This window comes from Paraburkholderia aromaticivorans, assembly GCF_012689525.1.
Classification (GTDB): domain Bacteria; phylum Pseudomonadota; class Gammaproteobacteria; order Burkholderiales; family Burkholderiaceae; genus Paraburkholderia; species Paraburkholderia aromaticivorans_A.
On record NZ_CP051514.1, the window covers coordinates 954688 to 980325 of the forward strand.

Sequence of the window (25638 nt, forward strand, 5' to 3'; positions counted from 1 at the left end):
ACTCAAGGCGAGAGAAACTGGCGATTTAATCAATCAGCATCAGAATCAAGCATTTCTTCCGCCTTCCTTATCAGTCTCTCAAGTTGTCGGCTAAAAGCCTCCAGTTCCTCCGAGCCGAGCGACCCATAAAACTCCTGCGCCTTCATGGCCGAATACGGAGCTATTTCCGAGAACAATTTCTCACCCTCTGGCGTCAGCCATAGCAGAGTGCGACGATGATTTTTTGGATCGCGCGAAGTCGAAATCCGACCGGCTTTACGCAATTCGGCCACTGCGCGACTCACATTCATCGCAATAAGACCGGTCGCTTCAGCTATATCCTGCGCAGCGCTACCCGGTTTATTGGCCAAGACAACCATCGCACGCCACTCGTTCAACGAAATCGCATGCTGCTTATGAATTCGCTTAAAGAACGGCTGACTCAACAGATTCGTAAGTTTAAGCAACCGGAAACCAACTACATTCGGAGCCGGCGCAAATTGATTGATTTCGAGCCCTTGAAGTTGTCCAGTGATGTCAGGCACTCCTTGGCCTTCGATCGAACTCTTTGACATATCTCAACTCCTCTCTACGTGGGTACTCCACTGAAGCATCGGTATAGAGTATGCCTCAAACGCTAACAATTGTTAATGACTGTTGAGACTAGGTATAACCCTACAGGTTGCTGAAGTACCGGCGGCATACGTCATCGCGGAAGACCCCTAATGCGTTGATACAGGACGCTCACTGCCCGCCGGAGATCATGCGCGGCACCGACACGGTCACTGAGAGCTTGTTTTCCGCGCTGGTGGAAAATTCTATCGGCGTCGTGATGGTTCTAAATCCGTATATCGGCTACGTAAACGCTACGATGGTGGCGCAAGAAGCGCTGGTCTCTGGCGTTCTTTCCCAGCCCCCGATAGCGCAGCTTGGTGAAACCCCACAGGCGCTTGACGACTGCGAATGGCTCTGTCAGGTTGACGGGCAGGCGGCGGTAAAATGAAGCGATGAAGAAAACGAAATCGCTTTATCACGGCCACCGCTTCCCTCCGGTCGTCATCAGCTGCGCGGTTCGCTGGTATTTCCGGTTCAGCCTGAGCCTGCGCGATATCGAGGAGTTGTTGCTCGAACGTGGCGTCGTGGTCACGTACGAAACAATTCGTTGCTGGTGCGACAAATTCGGTGCTGAATTCGCCCGTCGAGCCAAGGCGGCGCGGCCCAAACCGGGCAGTACATGGCATATGGACGAGATGTTCGTGATGCTGCGCGGCGAGCCGTACCTATTGTGGCGAGCGGTCGACGAGCATGGTGCCGAACTGGACGTGCTGGTGCAAAAGCGGCGCGACAAGGCTGCGGCAAAGCGCTTCTTCCGCAGAGTGCTGCGTTCAAACCCAGTGCCGCGCAGGATCGTTACGGACCAGCTGCGCAGCTATCTATAAGGAGCTTCCGTTTCTTGCAAGCTGGGTTTAATAGGGCATGCGTCGAATCCTGTGTTGTCAGCGCGTGCACGGAAGCATGAGGGCAGACGAGGCAGACTGCAAACCTATAAACGGCCTGTTTGGGCGCTGTGATTGCTGCGCCCGGGCCCGGATATTAACCGCACAGCGGGACTCCATTCCGGCGACGGCGAATACAAGAACTGTAGCGCCTGATAGCTGCTCGAGTTCGCCCGCTGTCGGTCTGACCTGTCGCTATCCCTGCGTGATTCGTGCTGCGCCTGGAAGTCAATTCATGGTGGCATTGCACTTTCTGTTCTGTAGTTCATGCGTGCGCCGCCATTGCATTGCGGGCGGGCGCATGGGATGGATCGAAGCGTTCGTCCCTGGCCAATACGGCCCAGAGGATGCGGGCGTGCTTGTTGGCAACCGCGACCAGCGTCTTATAGTAGCCAATACGCGCATGCAGCTGGACGATCCAGCGCGAGAGCCGGTCATCGCGTCGGTGCGCTGTGAGAATGGCCGATCGAGCGCCCTGGAACAGGAGCGTGCGCAGGTAGTCGCTGCCCTGTTTGGTGATCCGGCCGAGCCGCTGTTTGCCGCCGCTGCTGTTCTGTTTGGGAACGAGGCCGATCCAGGCGGCCATCTGCCGGCCGTTTCTGAACTGACGGGCGTTGACCACGGTCGCTACGACGGCAGATGCGGTGATTCGGCCCACGCCACATATGGCCATACAGCGCTGCGTCTGTGGATCGTGACTGGCGTGTTCGGTGATCTGCCGGTCTAGCCAACCGATTTGCTCATCCAGCGCCTGCCATTGGGCCCAGCCATGCATCAGCGCCTGACGGGCCGGACCGGCGAGTTCGTTATTGCCATCCTCAACACGGTCAACGAAATGGCTTCGGAACCGACCGATGCCTTGCGGCAGGAAGACGCCGAACTCGGCTAGCAGGCCTCGCAAGCGATTCACGAGCGCCGTGCGTTCCTCCACGAAACCGGTGCGCATGCGGTGAAGGACCAGCACGCTTTGCTGCGCGGCTGACTTGACGGGCACGAAACGCATGTGTGGGCGGCTGGCTGCCTCGCAGATCGCTTCAGCATCGAGGGCGTCATTTTTGACGCCAGCGCCACCTTTGCGGTAAGGAGCCGCAAATTGCGGGGGAATCAGCCGCGCGTCGTGCCCGAGACCGCGGAGCTTGCGCGCCCAATAGTGCGCAGCGCTGCACGCCTCCATCGCCACCAGACAGGGGGCAAGGTTGGCAAACCAGCTCATGAAATTCTCACGCGCAATGGCTTACGTACCACAACATGTTCACCAGCATCGACCGCGTGGATCTGCATGGCATTTTTGGCAAGATCAACACCAACACGGGTAATTGCGTTCATGACTTTCCCCTTCCACAGATGTGCAACGGCTATCATGATGGCACCAGGAGGCCCAGGCGCCACAGGGACGGTAGCTCCTTACCAATTCCGGCGGCGAAGGCTGATATTCCCGAACTCGCTCATGTGAAGCACGTTTTCGTCAAAGCGGCTGCACGGGTGAACAACCGTGCCGAGAACAGCCACCAGCCGACTCGCAGGCGCGAATGCCAGATGTGCGGCTTTCGCGATGCGCGTCGCACGCAGGCGTTTCTCTCAAGCTTCGGCCCGATCCGGCAGCACTTCGCGTTACCCAGACATCGGATGAACGCGGCACATCATCGTGCCATACTGAAACAACGCTTCGCCACATGGCATAGTTGGACTGTTGCCGGCGCTGGCGAGAAAGTTATCTGATAAGCATAACTACTTTTGAGCTGCGCACGTAGACTGCGCCCACCAACTTGACAGAGCCCTTCAGCGGCCGGAAAACCGGGGAAAATCTCGACACCCAGCGCTTCGGCCTGCTGGCCCAGCCATTGCGTGACGTTCGCGAGGCTGATCACGTAGTTGCCGTGATTCTTGAAATTGTCCGGCAGCGCCCAGGCCGGCACGCTCTTCGAGCCGGTTTCGGTCAGGAAGAGGAAGCGGTCTTCGGTCACGTCCACCGTCAGCGGCGCGCCTTTTTCCTTCCAGTCCGGAATCAGTTCGGCGATCGCGCGGGGATCCATCACCGCGCCCGACAGGATATGCGCCCCGATCTCCGAGCCTTTTTCCAGTACGCACACGCCAATATCAGCGCCTTGCTTCGCCGCCAGCTGCTTCAGGCGAATCGCCGCGGACAGGCCAGCCGGGCCGCCGTCGACGATTACCACGTCGTATTGCATCGACTCGCGCCTGGGGGCGAAGTCATCCTCGAAGACTGTCGAGATACACACTGAACCAGGTCTCCATGTTTATTAAAACCGTCTAAGTCGCGGCTCACTCGAGCCACGCGACCTTTCCCGGGAGAACGTCGGCCGGCGCTGGGCGCGTGTCCGCACCGGCGACAACGTGACAGTCCCGCTTTCTGCAACGTCAGTTCGGCTCAAGCGACTGCCGGATCTATAACCGGCTGTTGGGTCAAAAACGGTCTGAGTCGCGCTCGCCGCTCAGGCGTAGTGAAGCGATTAGGCCGCGACTTCGTCGCCTGAGATTTGCCGTGTCCGGCCTGCACTCCCAGCCAGCGACGAGATGGTTCATGCGATATTCATCGCTGGTCGCTTGTATTCCGGCGGGAATACGCACCACGAACCCTCGTCGTGACGAAAGAACACAAGCGCCAGCGTACCTGACGGGCGATCGGCCTCCACACATACATAGCGCCACTGCTTACGTCGCGAGTGACTGAAGCGTGTGACGCGAGCATGCTTCGCCGCGTCGGGTCCCAACCAATTCTCAACCAGCACGCGCAATGACTTTTCCCGGGTACCCATTCGTTTCTCCAACTGCGTCGATGTGCCGGTATTCCACGCTGCGCCAACTCTTCCGAGCGATAGGTCCGCAAGAACACGCGGCGCACGATGTGCGGGACACCGCGGCCGCCCCAAACTTCACGCACGTTTTAAAGGTGCGGCGACGCGCTTCAAACATCCTCCCGAGTGGGGGCAGTGGCGTCGACATCCGCAAGGTGATCGTCGAAACGACGTCGCCTGCGGCAGATTCGCAAGCGCGGCGAGTTTCGCATCGCCGTCGATCGCCTGCTTGCTGAGGATGATCCATGAAAGGCTGTCCCTAATTGGGCAGCGGCCTCAGTGGCTTCGCCACCGCTAGGGATCGATTCGGCAACATTTCGCACTGAAGCGGCATCTGTTGCGCGCTTCGCTCCACCACAATCAATGCGCGACCCGCTTCTCCGCCTGGCGCGAACTCACGAAGTTACTCGAAATCCGTCACCTGGTTTTCTGGACATTCGCCGCACCTGCCGCCGTTCTGTTTTTTGTCTGGAAGTTGACGGGCCCGACAGAGCCTTCAATTTACAGACAGGAAAAAATATCCTCGCTGGTTCGCACGTCCGCATATTTCGCAGCAAGATCAAACAAGCTGGCTCGATGCGGCGCCTCGTCGCGATCTCCCACGCAATCCTGCACGATCACCGGGATGAAGCCGTGCTGAATCGCATCGACACCCGTCGCGCGCACGCACCCGCTGGTGCTCATGCCGGCGATCAGCACGCAGTCGATGCCCTGTGACGTCAACAGCGATGCCAGCGACGTACCGAAGAAAGCGCTCGCATATTGCTTCGTCACAACCTGCTCGTTCGCGATCGGCTCCAGATCTTCGGCGAATTCGCCGAGTGCCGAACCCTCCTGGAACACGGCCAACGCGCCGATCTTGCGATAGAAGACGCCGCCATTGCGGCCCGTCGGATCATAGGCCACCCGCGTGTGAATCACCGGCAATCGCCGGGCGCGCGCCTCGCTCAACAGCTTGACGGCAGCCTGGCGGACTCCGTCAGCGTTTGCGAACAACGGCGAGTTGGCCTCGAAGTACGCGCGCGCGAAATCGACCATGATGAGCGCCTGCCGCGAGCCCAGCCCGAGCGATTGCCCAAAGCCCGATGCGGAGTAGGAAGTGTGCAATGAAGAAGCCGTCATGCCTGGATATATGAACACGTTCCGTCCGCGCGTCCAAGTACGTGCTTCGACCATGGGCCGCGACACGGGATCGCCACGCAAGCGTTCGACGTTCACCCTGTATTAGATGTTGATCTTCTACGTCACGCAGGCCCGACATGCGAGCCCGACATCGACGCAATCTCGTTGCCGGGGCCGGTGCGAGTCCAGACCACCAGACACTCGCGCACGGCCCCGCCGCTCCCGCTCACCACGCGGCACGTGGCTGACATTCACGCGGCGCGCACTTACTTCGATTCCTCTTCAACCATCGCATAACGGGCGGAGCAGATGTGGCAGTGCATCACGCTGCGCGCCCAGTCGCCCTCGCGCGCGACGCACGCATTGATTAGCTCCCGATGATGGTGAAAACTGCGCTGCAGTTGTTCTACGGTATAGCGCCTGAAGGTGCGCTGCACGATCGGCATTTCAATCGCGTTAGTCAGCATACCGACTAGCCTCATATTCCGGCTCGCCAAACCGATCACCCGATGAAACTCGCGGTTGAGCACGCTGATGCGGGTCAGGTTTTCGTCCGTCAGCAGCACGCCTTGAGATTCGAGTTCATCCTGAATCGTAGACAATAGAGCGATCTCATCGGCGGTGATCCTGACCGCGGCCAGACTCGCGATTTCGCTTTCCAGAAACAATCGCAAATCGAAGAGTTCCTTCATCTCGGCGCGCGACCAATCGCGCACGAAGGTCCCGTTGTTCGGCTTGAAGTCCAGAAAGCCGTCGGCCACCAGCATCCGCATGGCTTCGCGCACCGGCGTGCGCGATGTACCGAATTCACTCGCCAGCTGCTCCTCCGTCAGCCGGCTGCCGGCGGCAAAGGTGCCGGCAATGATCCGTTCCTTGATCCGGCCGTAGGTTTCACGCGCCGTTGACTTTGCCCCGCTCTCGCTCTTCATGTCTAGAATCTTTCCATCAGAGAGCCAAATCCTAACACCTTGTCCTCGATGCCCGAGCTGCGCAAAGCCTGCCAATAAATAGTCGTGTTGATCGCCAGTACCGGCTTGCCAAGTGTCTGCTCGACTTCTCCGGCCAGCTTCGCCATCGCCAGATTGGTACCGACCTGGACCAGCGCGTCGACATCATCTCCATCGACTTCGTGCAGCGCCTGCTCGAGCGTGTCGGATTGCACATGGGCAATGTGCACCGGACTGTCGCAACGCAAGCCCTTGATGCGTTTGACACGGTAGCCGCACTCCTCGAAGAAGCGCACCACGTTTTCATCGCCAACCGGCTGATAAGGCGTCACCACACCGATGGTGCGTGCGCCGTACGCGTCCAGCGCGGCCGAGCAGGCGTCAGATCCCATCGACACCGGCAGCCTGGTTCTTTCTTCCAGCGACGCCTTCAGGCGGCGGCTGGCGGCGAGGCCGTCCCAGAAAGTCTCGGCCGAGATGCCAAGCACCAGCCGATCGGGTTCGCACGACATGACCGCGTCGACGGCCTCATCCTGCGCTGCCGTAATCAACTCGATCAGTCGATTGAAATCTTCGTTGTTGTTCAGCGCGATGTTCGGAATCCGAATGCGGCTAATGTGGTTAGTGACGCCGGCCGGCCGCATCTCATCGAACTCCGGTTGTACAGAGGTGTTCGTCGAAGGAATCAGCACAGCGAATTTTTGACGCCAACCAAGTGAATCCGTCATTGCAGTTCTCCAAAAAGGGCTTGCATGTTTTTTTTAGCATGCTTAGCATTGTACACAATCAATGGGAAAAAGAGGTGGGAAATTGGCTGACGTCGATGAATTGTGTACAAGCAGGTCGATGAAGTTGCGTACTCAGTTGGCGCGCGGAGACATCGTCGTGGCGCCTGGCGCGTTCGATACGTGGAGTGCTCGCCTGATTGAGGCGCATGGCTTCCCGGCTATCTATATGACAGGGTACGGCGTGACGGCGGCCACGCTCGGCATGCCGGACATCGGCTTGATTACCGCCACGGAAATGGCCGATCAGGTGCGCCGCATCTGCGACGTAACGCAAACGCCGCTTATCGCCGACGCTGACACAGGCTTCGGCGGCGTGCTGAATATCGCGCGCACGGTGCGGGACTATGTGCGCGCCGGCGCGGCGGCGATCCAACTTGAAGATCAGGTTGCGCCGAAGCGTTGTGGGCACATGGAGAATAAACAGGTTGTCGACACGTCCGAGATGATCGAACGGATTCGCGCCGCCGTCGTTGCGCGCGGGGACGATTCGTTGCTGATCGTCGCGCGCACCGACGCCCGCGCCACCCACGGACTCGACGAGGCGCTGCGCCGCGGTGAGCGATATCTGCGCGCCGGGGCGGACATGCTGTTTGTCGAAGCCCCGCGCTCGGAACACGAGATGCGACAAATCTGTTCGGCTTTCCGCGGCGAGAAGCTGATTGCGAACATGGTCGAAGCCGGCAAGACGCCTTATCTCGATGCCCGGACGCTTCAGGAAATCGGCTACGCGATTGCGATCTTCCCGGCGACGCTGCTGTTCTCGGCGACGCAGGCGATGGAGACCACCTTGCACGACTTAAAGGCAGGCCTCGTCAATGAATCCTCCATCATGAGTTTTCCCGAGTTCAATCAGCGCATGGGTCTCGAACATCACTTTGCTGCCGCGGAGCGAATTCGGGCCGAGGTGGGGGAATTCAGCAAGTGAGCACCTTGTTCGGAAAGTTATGGGATGCACATCGGGTTGCGGGCCGCGAGGATGGCACCGACCTGCTGTACATCGACCGTCATGTGTTGCATGAAGTGACGAGCCCGCAGGCCTTCTCTCAATTGCGCAAAGCCGGACGCGAGGTACGGATGCCAATGCGCCACATTGCGGTACCGGATCATTCGCTCCCGACAGCGCTCGACCCTGCCGCGTTGCCGCGGACGGAGTCGATTGCGTCGATCGCCGCGCTGGAGCGCAACACGGCCGCGGCAGGCATCCCGCTGTTCGCAGCGGCGAGCCCGCAGCATGGCATCGTGCATGTGATCGCCGCGGAGCAGGGTTTCGTCGTGCCGGGTTGCTCGGTGGTCTGCGGCGATTCGCATACGGCGACCTTGGGTGCGCTCGGTGCGCTGGCGTTCGGCATCGGCACGTCGGAAGTGGAACACGTGTTGGCCACGCAGAGCCTGTGGATGCGACGGCCCGCTACGCTCGGCATCGAGATACTCGGCGAACTGCCGCCGGGCGTGTATGCGAAGGACCTGGCGTTGACCATCATCAAGCACATCGGCACGCGAGGCGCGGCAGGCCATGCAATCGAATATTTTGGCCCCGCCATTTCAGCATTGAGCGTCGAAGCCCGGATGACTGTATGCAATATGTCGATCGAAGCGGGCGGACGCTTTGCTGTGATGGCTCCCGATGCAAAAACAATCGCGTATGTGAAGGCGCGCCTGTCCAAGCTGTCGGCCGATGAGTTTGCGCAAGCCGAACAGGCGTGGCGCTTCCTCAAGACCGATGCGCGGCAGGATTACGACCGCGTGGCCGCGCTCGACGCGAGCGACATGACGCCGATGGTGACGTGGGGCACCACGCCGGCCGACTCGACGACGTTCGACGGCCGCGTCGGCGACCCGGACGACAATGCGGATCGCACGGAGCGCGAACGCGTGCAAACGGCGCTGGAATACATGGGACTCAAGGCGCGCCAGCGGATCAACGACGTGCCGATTGACATGGCGTTCATCGGCTCCTGCACGAATGGTCGTCTGGAGGATCTGCAGGCGGCGGCGTCCATTCTCAAAGGGCGCCGGATTCATTCGAGCGTCCGCGCGCTGGCGGTGCCGGGTTCCGCTGCGGTCAAAGCCGAGGCGGAACGTGAAGGACTTGCGCAAATCTTCGTGGATGCCGGCTTCGAATGGCGCACGCCGGGGTGCTCGATGTGCATCGGCATGAACGGCGATCAGCTGGCGCCCGGTCAACGCTGCGCCTCATCGTCGAACCGGAACTTCGAAAATCGCCAGGGTCCGGGCGGCAGATCGCACCTCGTCAGTCCGGCCGCGGCCGCCGCAGCGGCCATTACTGGCCGGCTTACCGACCCTCGGGAGTTTCTCCATGGATAGCTCCGCCACCGTGGTATCGGGGCGTGCAGTGCTGCTCGCACGCGACGACATTGATACCGACGCGATTTACCCGGCGCGCTTCCTGAACACCATTGAGCGCGACGGCTTGGGACAGTACTTGTTTGCCGACTGGCGCGACGCCAATGCGCCAGAGTTGGCGCCGTTTCAGCAGCAAACGAAGCTTTGCGCCGACGTACTGGTTGGCGGCCGGAATTTCGGCTGCGGTTCATCGCGCGAACATGCGGTGTGGGCACTTGCCGATTGCGGTATTCGCGCGATCGTGGCCCTGTCTTTCGGCGACATCTTTCGCTCGAATTGCACCTGCAACGGCATCGTTACCGCGCAATTGACCACTGGCGAGCATCGCACGATCGTCGACGCGTTACGCCACGCTGCGGATGTCGAACTGACCATTGATCTGCTCAAACAACGGATCACACTGGCCGATCGTGCGTCTGTTCCGTTCCAGATCGACGCAGACATCATTCGGCAGTTGTGCAGTCGTGAAGACGATATCGAAATTACGCTGAGACATGCAGCGGAGCTTCTGGTTTATGAGCGCCGCGTAGCGAGCAAGATGGCATGGCTTTGTGAATGGCGCTCCGGTTAGCACCGCCGCGCCTGGCGCACAAACGCTTTCCCTTCCGAATGATAAGTGAGCGAGAAAACGCGGTCATGAAGTGCGCGGAGCAGACGCCGCACGCGTCGTGCAACTCGCGTGTGCACCTATCAGTTTGGGATCTGTGTTAAGACGGTTTGGCCGATGCCCTCCCCCGGTATCGGTCGACCAGATTTGGACACGCGTCCGGCGAGACGCAGTGTCGTTCATTCAAACCATATCAAATGAGGTTGCCATGATTGATGCAGCAAGGGCGTTAGCCAAGTCGCTTTCCTACTTTTCGCGGCGCGACGATCTTCCCGCCGAGCAGATCGCCGCGGTCGAAGGGGTCATGGAAAACGGTCATGTGGAAGTGCGCAAGCTGATGGTCGGCGACGAAATTCTACTTCTGCACGTGATGCGTAAGAAGGGTCTCATTGATCCGGTTCACAAACATCTGGATCACGAATCGATGGGCTACCTGATCTCAGGGCGCCTTCGTCTGATTATTGGCGGCGAGGAGTTTATCGCCGAACCGGGCACGGCGTGGATGCATCCCGTCGGCGTGGATCACTTCAGCGAAGCGCTCGAAGACTGCGAGCAAATCGAAATCAAGTCGCCGCCGCGCAAGACCTGGGTGACGCCGGCTGAACTGGGCGACTGATCCGCCCGCCACTGCTCTCACATTAATTGAAGTGAATTGACGGAGAATGCCATGTCCACCTGGACACGATATGAAGAACATCCACTGACTCGGGAGAGTCTGCTCGCGTTGTTGAACAACGAAATCCCGGCGATCCGCATCAAGGGATTCGCGTCGAAGGAAGAATGTGTTGCGTTCACGCAGTCGGCGAAGAAAGGCAACATCAAGTACTACAATACCGAAAAGCGGATCGGCTACATCGGCATGGCGCAGTACGAATACCGCTGGGATCGGCCGAAAGCGGATTATTTCGAAGCGGTGAAAAAGGCCAATCTGGATCTGGCCGCCGTGACCGCAAGCGCATTCAATCCGGTGACGCGGTTGATGGAAGCACTGCGCACCGTCTATCCATCCAATGTGGACTTCGCCAACGAGCCGGAACTCGGTCATTACTTCGCCGGCATCATCCGCATGGCGAGTGACGGTATTGATCTGCACGCGGACTTCGCGCCCTTCAACACGCTGGATTACGAGATCCGCCATATCGACGCGCAATTGGGCTGGAATTTTTTCTGCGAAGAACCTGCCGCGGGCGGCCGGACCACGGTACACAACGCGCCGTGGACCCCGGAGATGAAGTCCGGCGAGATCCCGAAGAGCTATGGCCTGCCGCGCGACATCGTGGCAGGTGCGCCGACTTTTACCTATGTGCCGACCGCCGGCGATGTGGTCATTTTCAATACGCGCAACCCGCATGAGGTCAGCGCCGGAGTTGCCGATCCGGGCGTCGACCGGGTGTCGATCGGTTCGTTCATCGGCAGGATGCCGGACCGTTCACTTGTCCTGTGGGCCTGACGCCGTGATCGTCGAAGAGCGTATCTACACTGTTCTGCCGGGCAAGATGAAGGCCTTCCTCACTCTGGTGGAACACGAGGGATTGCCCATTCAACGGCCCTATCTCGGAGAGCCGCTTGGCTATTTCACGACCGAGACCGGGGAATTAAACCAGGTCGTCCATTGGTGGGGATACGAGAGCATGGCCGATCGCGAGCAGCGGCGCGCGCAACTGTCGGCCGACCCGGGATGGATCGAGTTTGCTCCGAAAGTTTTGTCACTGCTCGCTCGCATGGAAAACCGGATCTTGCTGCCGACCGCGTTTTCCGCGCTCGGCGCGACGGCACGGTAATGGCAGCATCATTACTTCAATATGAAACAGCGGCGTCGACGGACGCTTACATCGGGAAGCCGGGAGAACTCAGGTATGAATACCACCCATGGCATGGAGATGTCTTCGTCCACCGCGGACAGAGACAGCAGCGACGACTCGCTATACCGCAAGGTGATGTGGAAGATCATTCCGCTATTGTTTATCAGTTATGCGGTTGCCTATCTGGACCGTGTCAACGTCGGCTTTGCGAAGCTGCAGATGCTGAGCGATCTACAATTCAGCGAAACAATGTACGGATTGGGCGCCGGCGTTTTCTTCATCGGATACTTTATCTTTGAAGTTCCGAGCAATCTGTTGCTGCATCAAGTAGGGGCGAGGCGCTGGATCGCCCGCATCATGATCAGTTGGGGCGTGTTATCGGTTGCGATGATGTTCATCAGGACGCCAGGCGCCTTCTATATCTTGCGATTTTTGCTGGGCGTGGCGGAAGCCGGCTTTTTCCCGGGCATCGTGCTGTATCTCACCTACTGGATCCCGGCCAGCCGGATCGGCAAGGCGTTGGCGCTGTTCTTCCTCGCCGTGCCGATCGCGGGCGTCGTCGGCGGTCCATTGTCCGGCTGGATCCTGACCAGCACGCATGGCTTCGCGTCGTTGCGCGGCTGGCAGTGGATGTTCCTGCTCGAAGGCTTGCCATCCGTCATTCTCGGTATCGTCGTGCTATTCGTGTTGCGGGACAAAATTGACGACGCAGCATGGTTGAGCGACGAAGAGAAAGCGCGACTGCACGCCAATCTCGAGCGGGAACGGAGCGAGCAAATCGGCAGCTCGTTAAAAGATGCCTTCACGCTGCCGATGGTGTGGGTGATGTGTCTGGTGGAGTTTTGCATCGGCCTAGGGATCTACGGCATGGGCTTCTGGTTGCCGACACTGATCCGCGATTCCGGCATCAAGAACCTGTTGGACATCGGCCTGATCAGCGCCATTCCCTACAGCGCAGCCGCGATCCTGATGGTGTGGGTGGGCCGGGTTGCCGACATCCAGCACGAACGCAAACTCTATTTGATTCTGGCCGCGCTGATTGGCGCCGTCGCGCTGGCGCTCAGCATGATCTATGCAAAATCGCCTGTCTTCGCGATCGGTGCACTGACGGTGGCGACGGCCGCGATCCTCACCGCCTTCGCGCAGTTCTGGCGCATTCCGACGCTGTTGCTGGGCGACAAGGCGGCGGCGGCCGGCATTGCGATCATCAGTTCGGTCGCCAATCTGTCAGGCTTCGTCAGCCCTTATCTGGTGGGTTGGCTGCGTGACCTGACAGGCAGTAGCGCAGTCGGGATGTATTTGACGGCAGGCAGTCTCGCTTTGGCAGCGCTCATCGTGATGGCGTTTCCGGCGCGACTCGTGAATCGCTAACCTCTTCGCCGTCTATCGGTTGGGCGTGCCGGGGGCAACGCCACGCCGATCTGTTCACCCCGAAGCGATCCGATGAATCCGCACCGGATCGCTCCACAGCATTGAAATGGCATCGAAGAGTGGCTAAACGAATCCTTGGTGATTTCATTCAAGCTTTATTAATTAGTACACCATATTTTGGAGATCAACTTGAAAGTTGCTGAGAAAGTCCTCGCGCTCGGAATGGTATGTATCGCAACCCCTGCTTTTTCCCAAAGCAGCGTGACGATCTACGGTGTAATCGACGCAGGCATCAATTACGTGAGCAACGCCCAAACCGCGTCGGTCACCTCGCCGACCGGTCGTACCGGCGCCAGCCTGGTCCAGATGACAACCGGTGTGATGCAGGCCACTCGCTGGGGCCTCAGGGGGACCGAGGAACTGGGCGGTGGCTACCGCACGCTGTTTACCCTGGAGGATGGTTTCGACGTAACCACCGGCCGTTTTCAGCAAGGCGGAACGTTCTTCGGACGGCAAGCCTGGGTTGGGCTGGCCGCCCCCTGGGGCAAGCTTACAATGGGTCGGCAATACGATTCCGTCGTCGACATGATTGGACCGATCCAGGGCAGCACCGGCGCGGGCGCGATTGCCATCCATCCTGGCGATATCGACAACGTCGCGAACTCCTACCGGATCAATAACTCGGTCAAATTCACCAGCAATACCTACGGCGGCCTGGCGTTCACCGCGTTGTATGGCTTCGGAGGTATCGCCGGATCGATGGCCCGCGACAGTGCCTATTCGCTCGGCGCTTCATATCAAAACCGTGGGTTGGTGGCGGGCGTCGCGTACCTGTCGGTCAGAAATCCCAACCTGTCGTTCTGGGGCAACAACGCCAGCAGCTCCGCGACCGGTAACAATCTGGGATCGCTGACGGGCGTGCAGAGCAATCCTATCTTCGCGGGCTTCGCGTCCGCGAAAATCTACCAGGTCGTGGCGACCGCCGTGCAATATGATTTCGGCGCTGTCAAGGCTGGAATTGGCTACTCCAATATCAGCTTTCAGGACCTGAATGATGCCGGTTCGGGCAGTCTCGCGCTGACGAATCCGAAGGGCTATACCGGCACCGCGTCATTTAACAACTATTCCGCGTACTTCAGGTACCTCGTCACGCCGACCCTGCAACTCAGTGGTGCATACGATTACCTAACGGGCGGCCGGGTTAACAACAAGTCCAGCGCCGCCTATAACCAGTTCAATCTCGCACTGGATTATTTCCTGTCGAAGCGCACGGACGTTTACGTAATGGGTGCCTATATCAAAGCGTCGGGTACCGACTCCACTGGCGGCCCAGCAGTGCCGTACACCGTGACCGCGACAGCAGCGAACAGCTCGAACCAGGCGATTGTCCGGCTGGGGATTCGCCACCTGTTCTGACGCCGGTCGGCTCGATTCTCGGAAGTCTGATTGTCGGGCAGCAGTTGAGCATCGGGCAGAGGGCATCCGTGCTGGCGGGCGCTGGCATTTGTTGGTCAACATCGCGGCCGTCGCCGGGAGGCTGAGAGCATGCAAAAGTTGGGGAGGCATATTTCGTCAAGACTCCATGGCTTACGGCATGGTTTCACGGTCTGTTCTGTCCGTCGACGGCTGCCTGCCTCGCCGGCCCGATGCATTTGCCGTAACCCGTGTCGGCAATCTTGAACGCCGAGATGCGACGAGGCGAGAATTCCCCGTTCGAAACCGCAACTCTGACCTGCGCCTTGCAGTGCGCCCCTTCGTCCGTCCAGCGCATCTGTCGCTTCTTGGCCATACGGTAGCTAAACACGACGACATAAATTGCAGCATGTATGATTGCATGATCATTTCTTTTGAAAGACGACCATGCGCAAGCTGGAAATTGCAGATGCGGAAATCATGAAGTTGGCGATTCGGCAGGAAATCGAGCGGAGTGAGGAGTCCCGATATGACCATCGGCTGCACGGAGTGCTGCTGGTCAGCAACGGGTACTCGTGCACCGAAGTGGGCCAGTTATTGGGTCAGGCCGCCACGACAGTGCAGCGATGGGTGCGACGCTTCGAGCAGGGCGGTTTCGACGGATTGCGGGAAGGCGAACGGCCCGGACGTCCGCGTGCGTTGGACGACTCGCAATGGCATCGCATTGAGACGGATCTGCGGAGGACACCGGGCGACTTCGGATTTGAAGCTGGCCTATGGGATGGACCAGTCCTGTCCGAACATTTGCGCAAGCGCTACGGGATCAAGCTGGGCGTACGGCAGTGCCAGCGACTGTTCAGGGAGATGGGTTTTCGGCTGCGCAAGCCGCGCCCGCAGGTTGCGCAGTCTGATCCTGTCCGCGTTGCGGCGGTAAGAAAAACTGCGCCGGCTGGCAAGACGCGAAGACATTGAGCTATGGAGCCTGGACGAATGCCATTTCCAGCAACACGGATCGCGCTGTCGCATGTGGGTTGCGCCGGAGATCCACGATCCGGCGCTGCTGCATGCGCCGACGCGCAAATCGGTTGCGTGCTTTGGCGCCGTCAGCCTGAGCACTGGCCGCTTCGTCTGGCAGGTGTGCCCTGTGTTCAACGCAGAAACGTTTGCGTCCTTTCTGCGCCAGCTACTGCGCCATCGATGTCGCGGCAAGCGCATGGTCGTCGTGCTGGACAACGCCAGGTACCACCATGCCATCCTGCTCAAGCCGCTACTGAGCAAGTACAGTTGCCACCTGACCTTGTTGTTCCTGCCGCCATACAGCCCGCAACTGGCGCCTATCGAACGCGTATGGAAGCTGACACGGCGCCTGTCGCTACATAACCGGTACTTCGCCACGCTCCCCGAAGTCCTCTCGGCGGTTGACGCCTGCTTCCAGCACTGGAAGAGACCAAACGAGGTGATGCGTAGACTATGCTGCATTAATTAAGACGCTGTGTTTAACAACCTGATTCAAAGCGGACTCGGCACAGCGCTGCTGGAGGTGCGAGCTGGCGTAGAGAACATGAAGACTGCGACCAGCGAAATCGGCATGGGCAACCGCGATCTATCGCAGCGCACGGAAGCGTCCGCCTGCAATCTACAGAACACGTCGGCGGGCCTCACGCAGTTGACCGCCAGCATCAAGCAGTCAGCCGAATCCGCCATGGAGGCCACACGCTTGGCCACCTCGGCGAACGAGGCGGCGGCACGCGGCGGCGAAGTCGTGACAAGCGCGGTCACCACGATGGACGATATCGGCAGGTCCTCGGCGCGCATTACCGAAATTGTCGGCGTGATCGACAGCATCGCTTTACAGACCAACATCCTCGCGCTCAACGCGGCCGTCGAAGCGGCACGGGCTGGCGAGAACGGCCGCGGATTCGCCGTGGTGGCGGGAGAAGTGCGTACCCTGGCGCGGCGGTGCGCCACCGCCACGTGCGAGATCAAGGACCTGATCCAGGCTTCCGAGTCCAGCGTCGGCACGGGCGCGCAGCGAGTCCAGGCTGCCGGGGCAGCGATGCAGGAAATCGTTGCGGGAATCGATCGTGTAAATCGCGTCATTGGCGAAATCGACGGCGCGATGCGCGAGCGGAGCGCGGGCATCAGCGAGATCGACCGCAGTGTCGCCGAGATGGATCAGGCGACACAGCAAAATGCCGCTCTCGTGGAGCAATCGACCGCCGCGTCGGCTACGCTGAATGAGCAGGCGCGCGGCCTGTCGGGTATTGTGGCGCTGTTTCAGCTGCGCCACGCCGACGCACGCGCGTAATGGGCACTGGACGAACCCCCGGATCGTCAATGTTCACGGTCGCCAGCCGTAGGTCGGAGGGGCAAGGCGACGGTCCCCGTTTGCGGCAGCGGCACCTTTGATCGGGGTCGATACGCCGAAATCGCATTTTCGCGTCGAGCATATTCGCCGCGCTGCCGACCCGAGAGCTCCCTGGCACGTCACGAAAGTCCCTGCCGAATGACCGTCTTGGAGCAGGCCGGCAGGCGCAGCTCGACCCCGCGCAGTCGACCAGCTTTTCTCGGCAACGGCCGTTCATGCAAATGTTGTGTCGCGCGTCGTCAACCGGTCGGCAACGTGTTCAATGGCTAAGTCGAGCTTCCCTAATATCCGAAAGCTCAACTCGGCGACCTCAGCAGCCGGTGGTTTTAAGTCTGGAACGACGACCACTGCTATACCGGCACTAGCGGCCGCATGCGCGCCGTTATCGCTATCTTCAAAGGCTAAACAAGCATCCACCGGCACGCCAAGCCGATGGGCTGCAAGTCTGTAGACCAATCAATGATTGCTGGCGGCCGCTAGCAGTTACTTACCGTTGACCGCGTCCTTGAACGCCTTGCCCGCAGTGAACTTGACCGTCTTCGCCGCAGCGATCTGGATCTCGGCACCCGTTGCCGGATTGCGCCCGACCCGCGCGGCGCGCGCGCCCGTGGAGAACGACCCGAAGCCGATCAGCTGGACGGTCTCGCCCTTCGTCACCGCGCCGGTGATCGCGGCGATCACTCCGTCGATCGTCTCGCCCGTTGCGGCCTTGCTTTCGCCTGTCGCCGCGGCGACCGCATCCACCAGTTCCTGCTTGTTCATTTCTTAGTCCTCGTTGTGGTTGGGATGCCGCCACCGTACCCGATCGGCGCGCCTTTACGCAATCGGCGCGCAACTGCGCTGCCCCGCTCGCCCCCGAGAAGCCACCCGGGCAGCCGGGTTATCTGGAGGTGTCGTGCGGGACCCGGTTCTGGCCGCCGTGTGCGGACTGCCCGTGCAAAGTGCGGCAACTCGGCGAATGGTCAACGGCGACTCATCCCCGGCCTTTCTCCCCACTCCTTCTGCTCTCGCATGCGCGCCCCTCGTTCTGATCACGTCCGGCCTCACGTCCGGATCGTCCGTCGTGCGCCGCGGCGTGATGCCGGTGCCAGTGGGCGACGCATGTTCCCCAAACGCGCGCCGGTGTCCGCAAATGAAGGGTATGAAAGCCACAATTATGTGGAATTGGACGATTATTTCATTAGGAATCAACTCCTGGAGAGGGTCGGCCCGCGGCTGCAGGGAAACCGAATTAGTGAGACTGGGGCGCTTTTCGTGAGACTGGATTTACCGAATTAGTGAGACTGCCCGGATGCGCGGTCGTTTGTCGCGGTTCCGCGCGTACGACTTCCCCGCTGCAGGAGGCCGAACTGTGAGACTGGGTCATGTTCGCTCGACTGGAAAATCGGCGAGCGTAGAAGCTTCGGGGAAACCGAATTGGTGAGACTGGTGCCTTTCGTGAGCCGATCGGATCGGCGGCCTTTTGTCGCCACACGGGCGTCTTAGCGAAGTCAAGCGCCGTGGGTAGTTTTGATGGACTCAGTATAATGTCCGACCAAACTCGAGAAAGGCACGAAGATGGCAATCCGGGGCAAAACCGAGGACGATCTGTTTCGCATTCTCAATGAGGAACTGAGCGCGTCATCTCCAGTAACTTCTCCAGAACACCTGTTCGGCAGAGAGGTAGCGCTAGAAAGAGTGAGGACCAGCTTGGCGATGCGTGGTCGCCAAATTTTCATCCATGGTGACCGTGGCGTAGGCAAAACTTCGCTTGCTCAAACAGCGGCCTTCCGGTTTCAATCGTCAGACGCGCAACCGGTTATAACCAGTTGCCACAAAGCCTCAACCTTCGAATCAGTCATGCAGGACGTCATCGTCAAGCTGCGTGGCGGCAATCCCTACGAGGCCAAGCGCACGATATCGTCCAAGATTGGAAGAAGTCTGACGGCAGCGTTGCCCATCAAAAGCCTTTCCCTGACGGCATCTGCTGCCAGCGAGAAAACCAGCCAGACCGAGGAGGTGTTAGCGCTGCGCATTCCGGATGCGAACGCGGCGGTTGCCTTGTTACTTCACGAAGGTGATCAGAATTCTAACAAACACCCATTGGTTGTCGTGGACGAGTTCGATTTGATGAGAACGACTGAACGCGCACACTTTGCGGATTTTTTGAAACAATTAGGCGATCAGCGGGTTCCTGTTAAATTCATATTTTGCGGCATCGGCGATACCGTTGACGATTTGCTGGAGGCGCATGGCTCGGCTAACCGGTACTTTGACGGCGTTAAGATAGAACGTCTGAACGTTTCATCTCGATGGGACATAGTTGACAAGTCAGCCGGGGCGCTGGGGCTTTCCGTTGACGATGAAGTGCGCCACCGCATCGCGGCGATAAGCGATGGATTTCCGGTGTATATCCATCGAATTTGCGAGAAGCTCTACCAGGCTGTATTTAATGATGAGGAAGTCGTTGACGTTGTCAGTCCTTCTCATTTGGAAATTGCTATTGTTGAGACGATCGTAGCTATTGAGCATTTCATTCGAAAGCCGTATGACGCCACGTTATTGCGCACCGATGGGGACGCGCTAGAGCTAGTCTTGTGGGCTCTAGCCGACCACAGTGACTTGACGCGGACTCAACGAAGTATCTTCGAGTCGTACGGAAAGATACTGGATACGCTGGGCATGCCCGCCGTCCAGGAAAAGGAGTTCACCCCGTTGCTCGCAAAGCTGCGCACTGGCAGCGAGCCGATCGTGAGGCTATATAAGGGCCGGCGCGGGGTCAATGAATTCTGCGAAAACGTATTTCGTGGATACGTGCGGCTGCGAGCTGAAGCCAAAGGCGTGCAACTTGCGTTGGATTACGCGGCTTCTCCAGACCCGAGAAAAGAGAGCACAGTCCGTGTCGCGCAAGGCATCAGTCCGCTATATCAACGCCCATCGTTTGGGCGACGATCAAGGTGATTCGTAAGCGATCGGCTATCACCGCCCTTCCATGGATCGGTGAGTTCTGAGAAAAAGGTGTTCACCAATTGCAGGTGGACCCATGTCAGCCTATAAAGGCATCAGGCTGCACGCCGGGGAGAACTATACCCCAGTTCGCAATCCGTACTACAACTGGAGTCTCAGATGATCACTCCGCGTCGCTATTGGCAGGTATCGCGATGTTTCAAGTATGCCGCCTTGATCTTCTGCCACTCGAGGGTGAAATTGACCGCGAGGCCTTCTTCTTTGTCGGGTATCCGTTGATTGAGAATGCCAATGGCGAAAAGCTTCCCATCCGGTTCTCGACAGAGTAACGGCCCCCCTGACTCGCCGGGCGTGACAGGACAGCTCACCAGAAAACCGGTCACGTCACCACTGATAAGCCGGCAATTTACCTGCCCCCAGAGTTTGCCCACTTCCTTTTCGCCAGGGAAACCAACCGCTTCTAGAGTTTTACAAGTTAAAGCATCGTCCACGCTGTATTGCGCTGGCGCGATATGACCAACGATCCGACCAATGGGCTTTTCAAGGCGAATGAAAGCCCAGTCCTGTGCTCCCCCATCTGGATCTTCGCCATCTGAGTTTCCCGAAGCAACGACGACTCCATTGACGAGATATTCGTAGTTTTCATTGGGTTTTCCCTGACCCACGTAGAACTTGACCGACTGGCCAACAACGCGTTTATCACGCCCGAGGACGTGCTTGGCCGTCCAAACGATGCAATCGTTGGCTAACCACCCGGTCCCTCGACCAAGGTGGCTCTGGACGATACCGATTGGATTGTATTCGGGGTGTTCTAGACGATCGATGGGTCTTCGAGGATCATTAGGGAGATAAGTGGGACCATGATTAATCTTGGGGGTATCGTCATCTGGATCGGCTTCGTCCGCCAGAATCGAGGCGCTCGATACGAGGAGAATTATCAGCACAAGGCTTTTAATTTTGATCATCTGAATCTCAACTCCTCAAGTATTCGCTGAATAGATCCATTCTAGACGGTTGGTGCGAGTGATGTTTCGAATTCGCTCGAAGAACTTATCCGGGTATGTTCGATGTCCCACGGAGCATGGCGATATCCAATAGCGACGGCATAAGCAGGAGGCTAACTGTTGAGTCTGAATACTGGTTGGGACATTAGCGTTCAAATAGGCTTCGTGCGCTTGACGCGCCTCGAGTCGATCGACGCGTGCGCGAATTTTCTGCCAGTGATTACGCCACGGGATCCGTACTACAACTGAAGTCCCAGACGACCTCGCCGAGTCGCTATTGGCAGGTATCGCGATATTTCAAGTACGCCGCCTGGATATTCTTGAAATCGAGTGTGAAATTGACTGCGATACCTTCTTCTTTGTCATGCACTTGTTGATTGAGGATGCCTATGGCGAAAAGCTTCCCGTCAGGTTCTCGACAGAGTAACGGCCCCCCTGAATTACCGTGCGTGACGGGACAACTTACAACGAAGGCAGTCGCATCACTATCGAGAAGTCGGCAATTTACCTGTCCCCAGAGTTTGGCTACTTCTTTTTCTCCAGGGAAGCCGGCCACCTCTAGCAGGCCGTTGAAATATCCGTCGTTGGTGCGCTCAGGTGTATTACGACGGATGCTGGGTTCGCATTTTTGAAACGCGGAACACGTTTGCGGGGATTCGACGTTGCTCGCGGGTTCACCATATCGATGTTATCCATTGCTTCTTGCCCCTCAACCGGCAAGTGTGCGCATACGCGTCAGGTTGTAACCGACCTGCGTCAACACGAAGAGCTGGTCCACGCGTTCAAGTCCCCGATACATCGCCTGTCGAATTCGTCCGACTGTCTTGCCCCATCCGAACACCTGCTCAATGCGCTTACGTTTTTGCTGGCTGACCGCGTAACCCGGCCAACGCGTAGTTCGCTCGTCAATTGCTGAACCGCCTGGACGACCATCGTTTTGTGCCACATGCGGCGTGACACGATTCGCGCGACAACTGCCGACGAAGCCGGCGGTGCCGTAGTTCTTGTCCGCGCCGACCGTGATGGCGCCCGGTGCAACACTTGCGGCATCAGCAAGCATCTGCCCGGCCGCTTCGCGCTCGGCGGTGCCCGTCGCCAGCGTCACCTGCGCGTTGACCACCAGGCCGTGCCGGTTGTCGGTCAGCACATGGCCCATATAACAGAGCATCGCCCCGGTTCCTTTGCTCTTGCGAAACAGACGCGCCTGCTCGTCCGTCGTGGATTGGTGCGTCTCGTTACTGCGCTTCTGTCCATGCCAGTTGTCATTCGGCGCGCGCGGTTCGTCAGGTGGCGTGTCGTCTCCGTCTGAACTTGCCTTCGGCACGAAGCTCTTATGCCCGGCCCATGCCTGAATCAATGTACCGTCGACGCTAAAGTGCTCCCCAGAAAGATATCCGCGCTCGCGCGCGGTCTCGACTGTCTCGTTGAAGAGCAACACCAGCACATCGTGTTCGAGCAACCGGTCGCGGTTCTTGCTGAGCGTCGAGTGGTCCCAAACGGTCCCGTCCATCGGCAGGCCGACAAACCAGCGGAACAACATGTTGTAGGAAATCTGTTCCACGAGTTGCGCTCACTACGAATCGAGTACAGCACCTGCAGCAAAAGAGCTCGCACCAGCTTCTCCGGCGCGATGCTCGGCCGACCTCCTTTCGCGTCCGCCACGTACATCCGGGCGAACACATCGTCCATGCGTTTAAGCGCGTCATTGAGCCAAGTGCGAATCGGACGCAACGGATGGTCCTTCGGCACGAAATCGTCCAGCTTCAACACGGTAAACATCGACTCGGTAAAACCATCTGGCCCACGCATCCGTTCCATCTCGCTCTCATTGATGACATCAGTTCAACGTTTACGCCTGCCTCCCGGATGACCGCTACATGAGGTATTTCACCGGCCTGCTAAACATTAATCTCGCTGTTGCACTTCACCCTTGAAACCGCCCCTTCATAACCGCAGTCTCCTTTCGATCGATTTTCCGGTTGCTTTTCATCGGAACCACCCGCTCAACTGGTCCTGGGACAATTGGCACCGGTGCTCGCTTGAATTCGACCGTATGGCCGGTCTGCTCGGCGATGATCGATCGTTCGAGGGCTGCATGTCCATGTCGGATCGCGCTCGCCAGATGTTTCACCGGAAAAGTGCATCAGTTTCTCAACAACCGATGAACATAAAGGAATGGGTGAATCAGAAGTTCAAGCACGGCGGTGCCAAGACATTTCTGGAGCTCGGCGCTCATTGCGGCACCGACACTGAATGGATGTCCGCGCTACCCGACGTATTCATTCACGCTTTCGAACCCGATCCGCGTAATCAACAGTCGCCTAAACCAAACGTCAGTGTGAGACGGGCGGCAATCTCGGATCGTGACGGCCGAGCCCCCTTCATACTCAGCAAGGAGGCATGGGGGCAGGAATGGACGCATTCGTCGTCGATCAAGCTGCCGAAAAACCACCTCTCCCGCTATCCGGTTACTTTCGGCGAGACCATCGAAGTCGATACGATCACGCTCGACACATGCTGTCATCAGCAGCGCATTTCCGTTATTGATTTCATTTGGGCCGACATTCAGGGCGCTGAGGGGGAGATGATCCGGGGAGGCAAACAAACACTGGCGCGCACGCGTTACCTGTACACCGAATATTCTGACGGCGAGTTGTACGAGGGACAAATAACGCTGCGGGATATCCTCGATTTGTTACCCGAGTTTCGCGTTCTCGAACTTTGGCCGGATGAGGTGCTATTGGAAAACCGGAGTCTGAACCAAGGTGACGCCATATCTTGACAAGTTAAGCAAACTGGTTCGCGACCGCTCCCCACAGACGGCGCCCTGCTGGTTGCGAACGCCAATATGGCGGGTATGCCGAACGGACGTCCCCGGGAACCAGGGACTTCAATCTGCTTTCTGGCGAGGCATCATTCTCGCCAGCATGCAACCCACTATAATCGAGGCAGGTTCAACAGTAAGCCGAACGCTCCCACTTTTTCGTACCAACCCGGGAGGTGTCATCTATGTTTGCATCCACGCTTGCCAAACCCAAAGCGGGATCAGCCGCCGATTTGACTACCCGCCTTGCGCACCACCGCCCCGCCGCGACCGCGCATCGCCACGGTCCGGCCAAGCGGGCGTCACTGCTCGGGAATACTATTGGCAATCTGGCGCCACATGACCTATCTGCGCGACAGCCCCAAAGCCGCGCTTCGTGGAATTTCGTGGACGTCCCTCTGAGTCCGGCTGATCAGGTAAGCCAGCCTCGACTACGATCCTCGTTCGCCGCGTCGTTTTCGGCGCCGATTCAGGCAAAGCTCGCGATCGGAAAGGTCGACGATCCTCTCGAACATGAGGCGGATCGCGTTGCCGACCAGGTGCTGCGCATGTCTGACGCGCAGCCCGCGATCAACACGGCACCGTTGCGAATGAGTCGACAATGCATGACCTGCGAGGCGGAGGACAAACCCGGCGCGCTGCACGCGAAGCCAACCTGCGCCGGCAAGCTTCCCGTTATGGCGCCTCGCGCCGTGCATGAAGCGCTTCATGGCCCGAGTCGCCCGCTCGATCGGTCCGCGCGGGCTTTCTTCGAACCGCGTTTCAGGCACGATTTCAGCCTGGTCAGGGTGCACAGCGATATTCAGGCCGCGGATTCCGCGCGCACAGTCGGCGCGCGGGCCTATACGGTCGGCCGCGACATCGTGTTCGGCGCGCGCGAATATGACCCGTCATCGTCGAGGGGCGCGCGGCTGCTTGCACACGAACTCACGCACGTGGTGCAACAAGCGGGTGCGACGAGCCCCATGCGGCGTACCGGAGCGTTAGGCGGCTTGTCCTCAGTGCCGCAACGCTTGCAACGGCTCGGCGCGAATCCAGGCTGCACGGCAGCGCAAGGTCAAACCATTCACGGGGCCATCTTCAACGCCCGAGGGTGGCTCAACAAGGCCATTCCCAAGCTTGAAACCAGCCCGCTATCGTCCGGCACGCTCGGCAGCTTGAGGCGAAATTTCGGACTGACGTTTGGTGTGGCTGCAAACGCGGCGCTAATCGCGCAAAGACTGAAGGTTGCCTATCACGAGCTCAGCAACAACCCATTCGGCTGTGCTACCGCGGCTAAGGACCCCAGATGTGCAAATGGGGCTTGCGGGGATTCCTTTGCCGGCCGGCACGCGTCGACGATCTGCGCCGACGTCACGCTGACGCCCGGAAGCGACCCTGTCTACGCAACCGGCTGCGTTCTTCACGAGTCGTTTCATGCCGCATTTTCAAACTTCACGGTTGACCAGTACTCCGGATGGCATGGGCATGCTAGCGGCATGCCCACCTACCCGGGAACCGGAACCGATCCGCTCCTGAATGCGGACTCCTACACGACACTCGTCATGGAGCTTTCGTGAGCGCGCACCCAAGCGTGCTGGGTATGTTCCGGCACCGGTACGGCCAGCGTAACCACTTTCAGCAGGAGCTTTCGCTGCTCCTCGTTCTGCTCGTTGAACAGCGCCTCCGCAAGTGGACCTTGCCGCTGGATGCCAGCGCAGCCGTCCGCCACAGCGACCCACGCATGGTAGCCGTGACGATCGTCCCGTTATTGATCTTTTCCAGCTCGTTGCAGACCTTCACGGCAGACCC

At 58.9% G+C, this 25638-nt stretch carries 21 protein-coding genes and 7 pseudogenes; 18 read left to right on the plus strand and 10 right to left on the minus strand.

All coding sequences use genetic code 11. The annotated features are described in order from the left end of the window. Positions 1 to 29 precede the first annotated feature (29 nt). Positions 30 to 554, minus strand: a complete 525-nt coding sequence (locus tag HF916_RS04430; RefSeq protein WP_168787950.1) for a MarR family winged helix-turn-helix transcriptional regulator — start codon at positions 552 to 554, stop codon at positions 30 to 32. Between the two features lie 188 nt (positions 555 to 742). On the opposite strand from HF916_RS04430, the gene HF916_RS04435 reads away from it, so the two are divergent. After that, positions 743 to 982 carry a hypothetical protein gene (locus HF916_RS04435; RefSeq protein ID WP_168787321.1) on the plus strand — a complete coding sequence of 80 codons (240 nt, stop codon included), beginning with the start codon at positions 743 to 745 and terminating at the stop codon, positions 980 to 982. Between the two features lie 4 nt (positions 983 to 986). Continuing rightward, positions 987 to 1412, plus strand: a pseudogene (locus HF916_RS04440) (IS6 family transposase); the annotation flags it as partial. A gap of 328 nt (positions 1413 to 1740) precedes the next feature. On the opposite strand, the pseudogene HF916_RS04445 reads toward HF916_RS04440, so the two are convergent. Then, positions 1741 to 2801: pseudogene (locus HF916_RS04445) on the minus strand (IS110 family transposase). An 87-nt stretch (positions 2802 to 2888) separates the two neighbouring features. Here HF916_RS04445 and HF916_RS04450 point away from each other — a divergent pair. Continuing rightward, positions 2889 to 3194: pseudogene (locus HF916_RS04450) on the plus strand (IS6 family transposase); the annotation flags it as partial. A 59-nt stretch (positions 3195 to 3253) separates the two neighbouring features. On the opposite strand, the pseudogene HF916_RS04455 reads toward HF916_RS04450, so the two are convergent. After that, a pseudogene (locus HF916_RS04455) lies at positions 3254 to 3664 on the minus strand (NAD(P)/FAD-dependent oxidoreductase); the annotation flags it as partial. 925 nt (positions 3665 to 4589) lie between these two features. Between HF916_RS04455 and HF916_RS50375 the strand changes: the two are divergent. Then, positions 4590 to 4711, plus strand: a pseudogene (locus HF916_RS50375) (IS6 family transposase); the annotation flags it as partial. A gap of 81 nt (positions 4712 to 4792) precedes the next feature. Here HF916_RS50375 and HF916_RS04460 read toward each other — a convergent pair. From HF916_RS04460 to HF916_RS04470, 3 genes are all read right to left on the minus strand, one after another. Continuing rightward, positions 4793 to 5398 carry an isochorismatase family protein gene (locus tag HF916_RS04460; RefSeq protein WP_206001781.1) on the minus strand — a complete coding sequence of 202 codons (606 nt, stop codon included), beginning with the start codon at positions 5396 to 5398 and terminating at the stop codon, positions 4793 to 4795. 281 nt (positions 5399 to 5679) lie between these two features. Next, on the minus strand, positions 5680 to 6417 hold the full coding sequence (locus HF916_RS04465) for a GntR family transcriptional regulator (protein WP_168787951.1): 738 nt from the start codon (positions 6415 to 6417) through the stop codon (positions 5680 to 5682). Then, positions 6345 to 7088 carry a maleate cis-trans isomerase family protein gene (locus tag HF916_RS04470; protein ID WP_168787952.1) on the minus strand — a complete coding sequence of 248 codons (744 nt, stop codon included), beginning with the start codon at positions 7086 to 7088 and terminating at the stop codon, positions 6345 to 6347. The genes HF916_RS04465 and HF916_RS04470 overlap by 73 nt, the downstream gene beginning before the upstream one ends. Before the next feature lie 118 nt (positions 7089 to 7206). Here HF916_RS04470 and HF916_RS04475 point away from each other — a divergent pair, with 118 nt between their 5' ends. The 11 genes and pseudogenes from HF916_RS04475 to HF916_RS04525 all read left to right on the plus strand — a co-directional run. Continuing rightward, entirely contained in the window at positions 7207 to 8073 is an 867-nt protein-coding gene (locus HF916_RS04475) for an isocitrate lyase/PEP mutase family protein (protein WP_168787953.1), read from the plus strand. Next, positions 8070 to 9473 carry a 3-isopropylmalate dehydratase large subunit gene (gene leuC / locus HF916_RS04480; RefSeq protein WP_168787954.1) on the plus strand — a complete coding sequence of 468 codons (1404 nt, stop codon included), beginning with the start codon at positions 8070 to 8072 and terminating at the stop codon, positions 9471 to 9473. Before HF916_RS04475 ends, leuC begins: the two co-directional genes overlap by 4 nt. Continuing rightward, positions 9466 to 10083 carry a 3-isopropylmalate dehydratase small subunit gene (gene leuD, locus HF916_RS04485; protein WP_168787955.1) on the plus strand — a complete coding sequence of 206 codons (618 nt, stop codon included), beginning with the start codon at positions 9466 to 9468 and terminating at the stop codon, positions 10081 to 10083. The genes leuC and leuD overlap by 8 nt, the downstream gene beginning before the upstream one ends. 208 nt (positions 10084 to 10291) lie before the next feature. Then, positions 10292 to 10735, plus strand: a complete 444-nt coding sequence (locus HF916_RS04490) for a cupin domain-containing protein (protein WP_206001782.1) — start codon at positions 10292 to 10294, stop codon at positions 10733 to 10735. Between the two features lie 51 nt (positions 10736 to 10786). Next, positions 10787 to 11569 (plus strand): hypothetical protein, encoded by a 783-nt coding sequence (locus HF916_RS04495; RefSeq protein ID WP_168787956.1) that lies wholly within the window; start codon positions 10787 to 10789, stop codon positions 11567 to 11569. A gap of 4 nt (positions 11570 to 11573) precedes the next feature. After that, a complete protein-coding gene (locus tag HF916_RS04500) occupies positions 11574 to 11900 on the plus strand; it encodes an NIPSNAP family protein (protein WP_168787957.1) in 327 nt (108 codons plus the stop codon). A 75-nt stretch (positions 11901 to 11975) separates the two neighbouring features. Beyond that, positions 11976 to 13292: an MFS transporter gene (locus HF916_RS04505; RefSeq protein WP_168787958.1), complete on the plus strand. Its 1317-nt coding sequence runs from the start codon at positions 11976 to 11978 to the stop codon at positions 13290 to 13292. A gap of 189 nt (positions 13293 to 13481) precedes the next feature. Further along, positions 13482 to 14708 (plus strand): porin, encoded by a 1227-nt coding sequence (locus HF916_RS04510; protein WP_240975359.1) that lies wholly within the window; start codon positions 13482 to 13484, stop codon positions 14706 to 14708. A gap of 444 nt (positions 14709 to 15152) precedes the next feature. After that, entirely contained in the window at positions 15153 to 15677 is a 525-nt protein-coding gene (locus HF916_RS51405; protein WP_168787959.1) for an IS630 family transposase, read from the plus strand. 10 nt (positions 15678 to 15687) lie between these two features. Continuing rightward, positions 15688 to 16191 (plus strand): IS630 family transposase, encoded by a 504-nt coding sequence (locus HF916_RS51410; protein ID WP_277352275.1) that lies wholly within the window; start codon positions 15688 to 15690, stop codon positions 16189 to 16191. Positions 16192 to 16194: 3 nt separating this feature from the next. Continuing rightward, positions 16195 to 17013, plus strand: a pseudogene (locus HF916_RS04525) (methyl-accepting chemotaxis protein); the annotation flags it as partial. Positions 17014 to 17286: 273 nt separating this feature from the next. Here HF916_RS04525 and HF916_RS04530 read toward each other — a convergent pair. Both HF916_RS04530 and HF916_RS04535 read right to left on the minus strand, forming a co-directional pair. Beyond that, on the minus strand, positions 17287 to 17529 hold the full coding sequence (locus HF916_RS04530) for a hypothetical protein (protein ID WP_168787960.1): 243 nt from the start codon (positions 17527 to 17529) through the stop codon (positions 17287 to 17289). Between the two features lie 27 nt (positions 17530 to 17556). After that, positions 17557 to 17835 carry an HU family DNA-binding protein gene (locus tag HF916_RS04535; RefSeq protein WP_168787961.1) on the minus strand — a complete coding sequence of 93 codons (279 nt, stop codon included), beginning with the start codon at positions 17833 to 17835 and terminating at the stop codon, positions 17557 to 17559. Between the two features lie 795 nt (positions 17836 to 18630). On the opposite strand from HF916_RS04535, the gene HF916_RS04540 reads away from it, so the two are divergent. Continuing rightward, positions 18631 to 20013, plus strand: a complete 1383-nt coding sequence (locus HF916_RS04540) for an ATP-binding protein (protein WP_168787962.1) — start codon at positions 18631 to 18633, stop codon at positions 20011 to 20013. A 182-nt stretch (positions 20014 to 20195) separates the two neighbouring features. Here the strand turns inward: HF916_RS04540 and HF916_RS04545 are convergent, their stop codons facing one another. Further along, positions 20196 to 20984, minus strand: a complete 789-nt coding sequence (locus HF916_RS04545; RefSeq protein WP_168787963.1) for a trypsin-like serine peptidase — start codon at positions 20982 to 20984, stop codon at positions 20196 to 20198. 748 nt (positions 20985 to 21732) lie between these two features. Beyond that, a pseudogene (locus HF916_RS04550) lies at positions 21733 to 22832 on the minus strand (IS5 family transposase). 244 nt (positions 22833 to 23076) lie between these two features. On the opposite strand from HF916_RS04550, the gene HF916_RS04555 reads away from it, so the two are divergent. Then, positions 23077 to 23805, plus strand: a complete 729-nt coding sequence (locus tag HF916_RS04555; RefSeq protein WP_206001783.1) for an FkbM family methyltransferase — start codon at positions 23077 to 23079, stop codon at positions 23803 to 23805. A gap of 428 nt (positions 23806 to 24233) precedes the next feature. Next, entirely contained in the window at positions 24234 to 25406 is a 1173-nt protein-coding gene (locus HF916_RS04560; RefSeq protein ID WP_168787964.1) for an eCIS core domain-containing protein, read from the plus strand. The last annotated feature ends 232 nt before the right edge of the window (positions 25407 to 25638 follow it).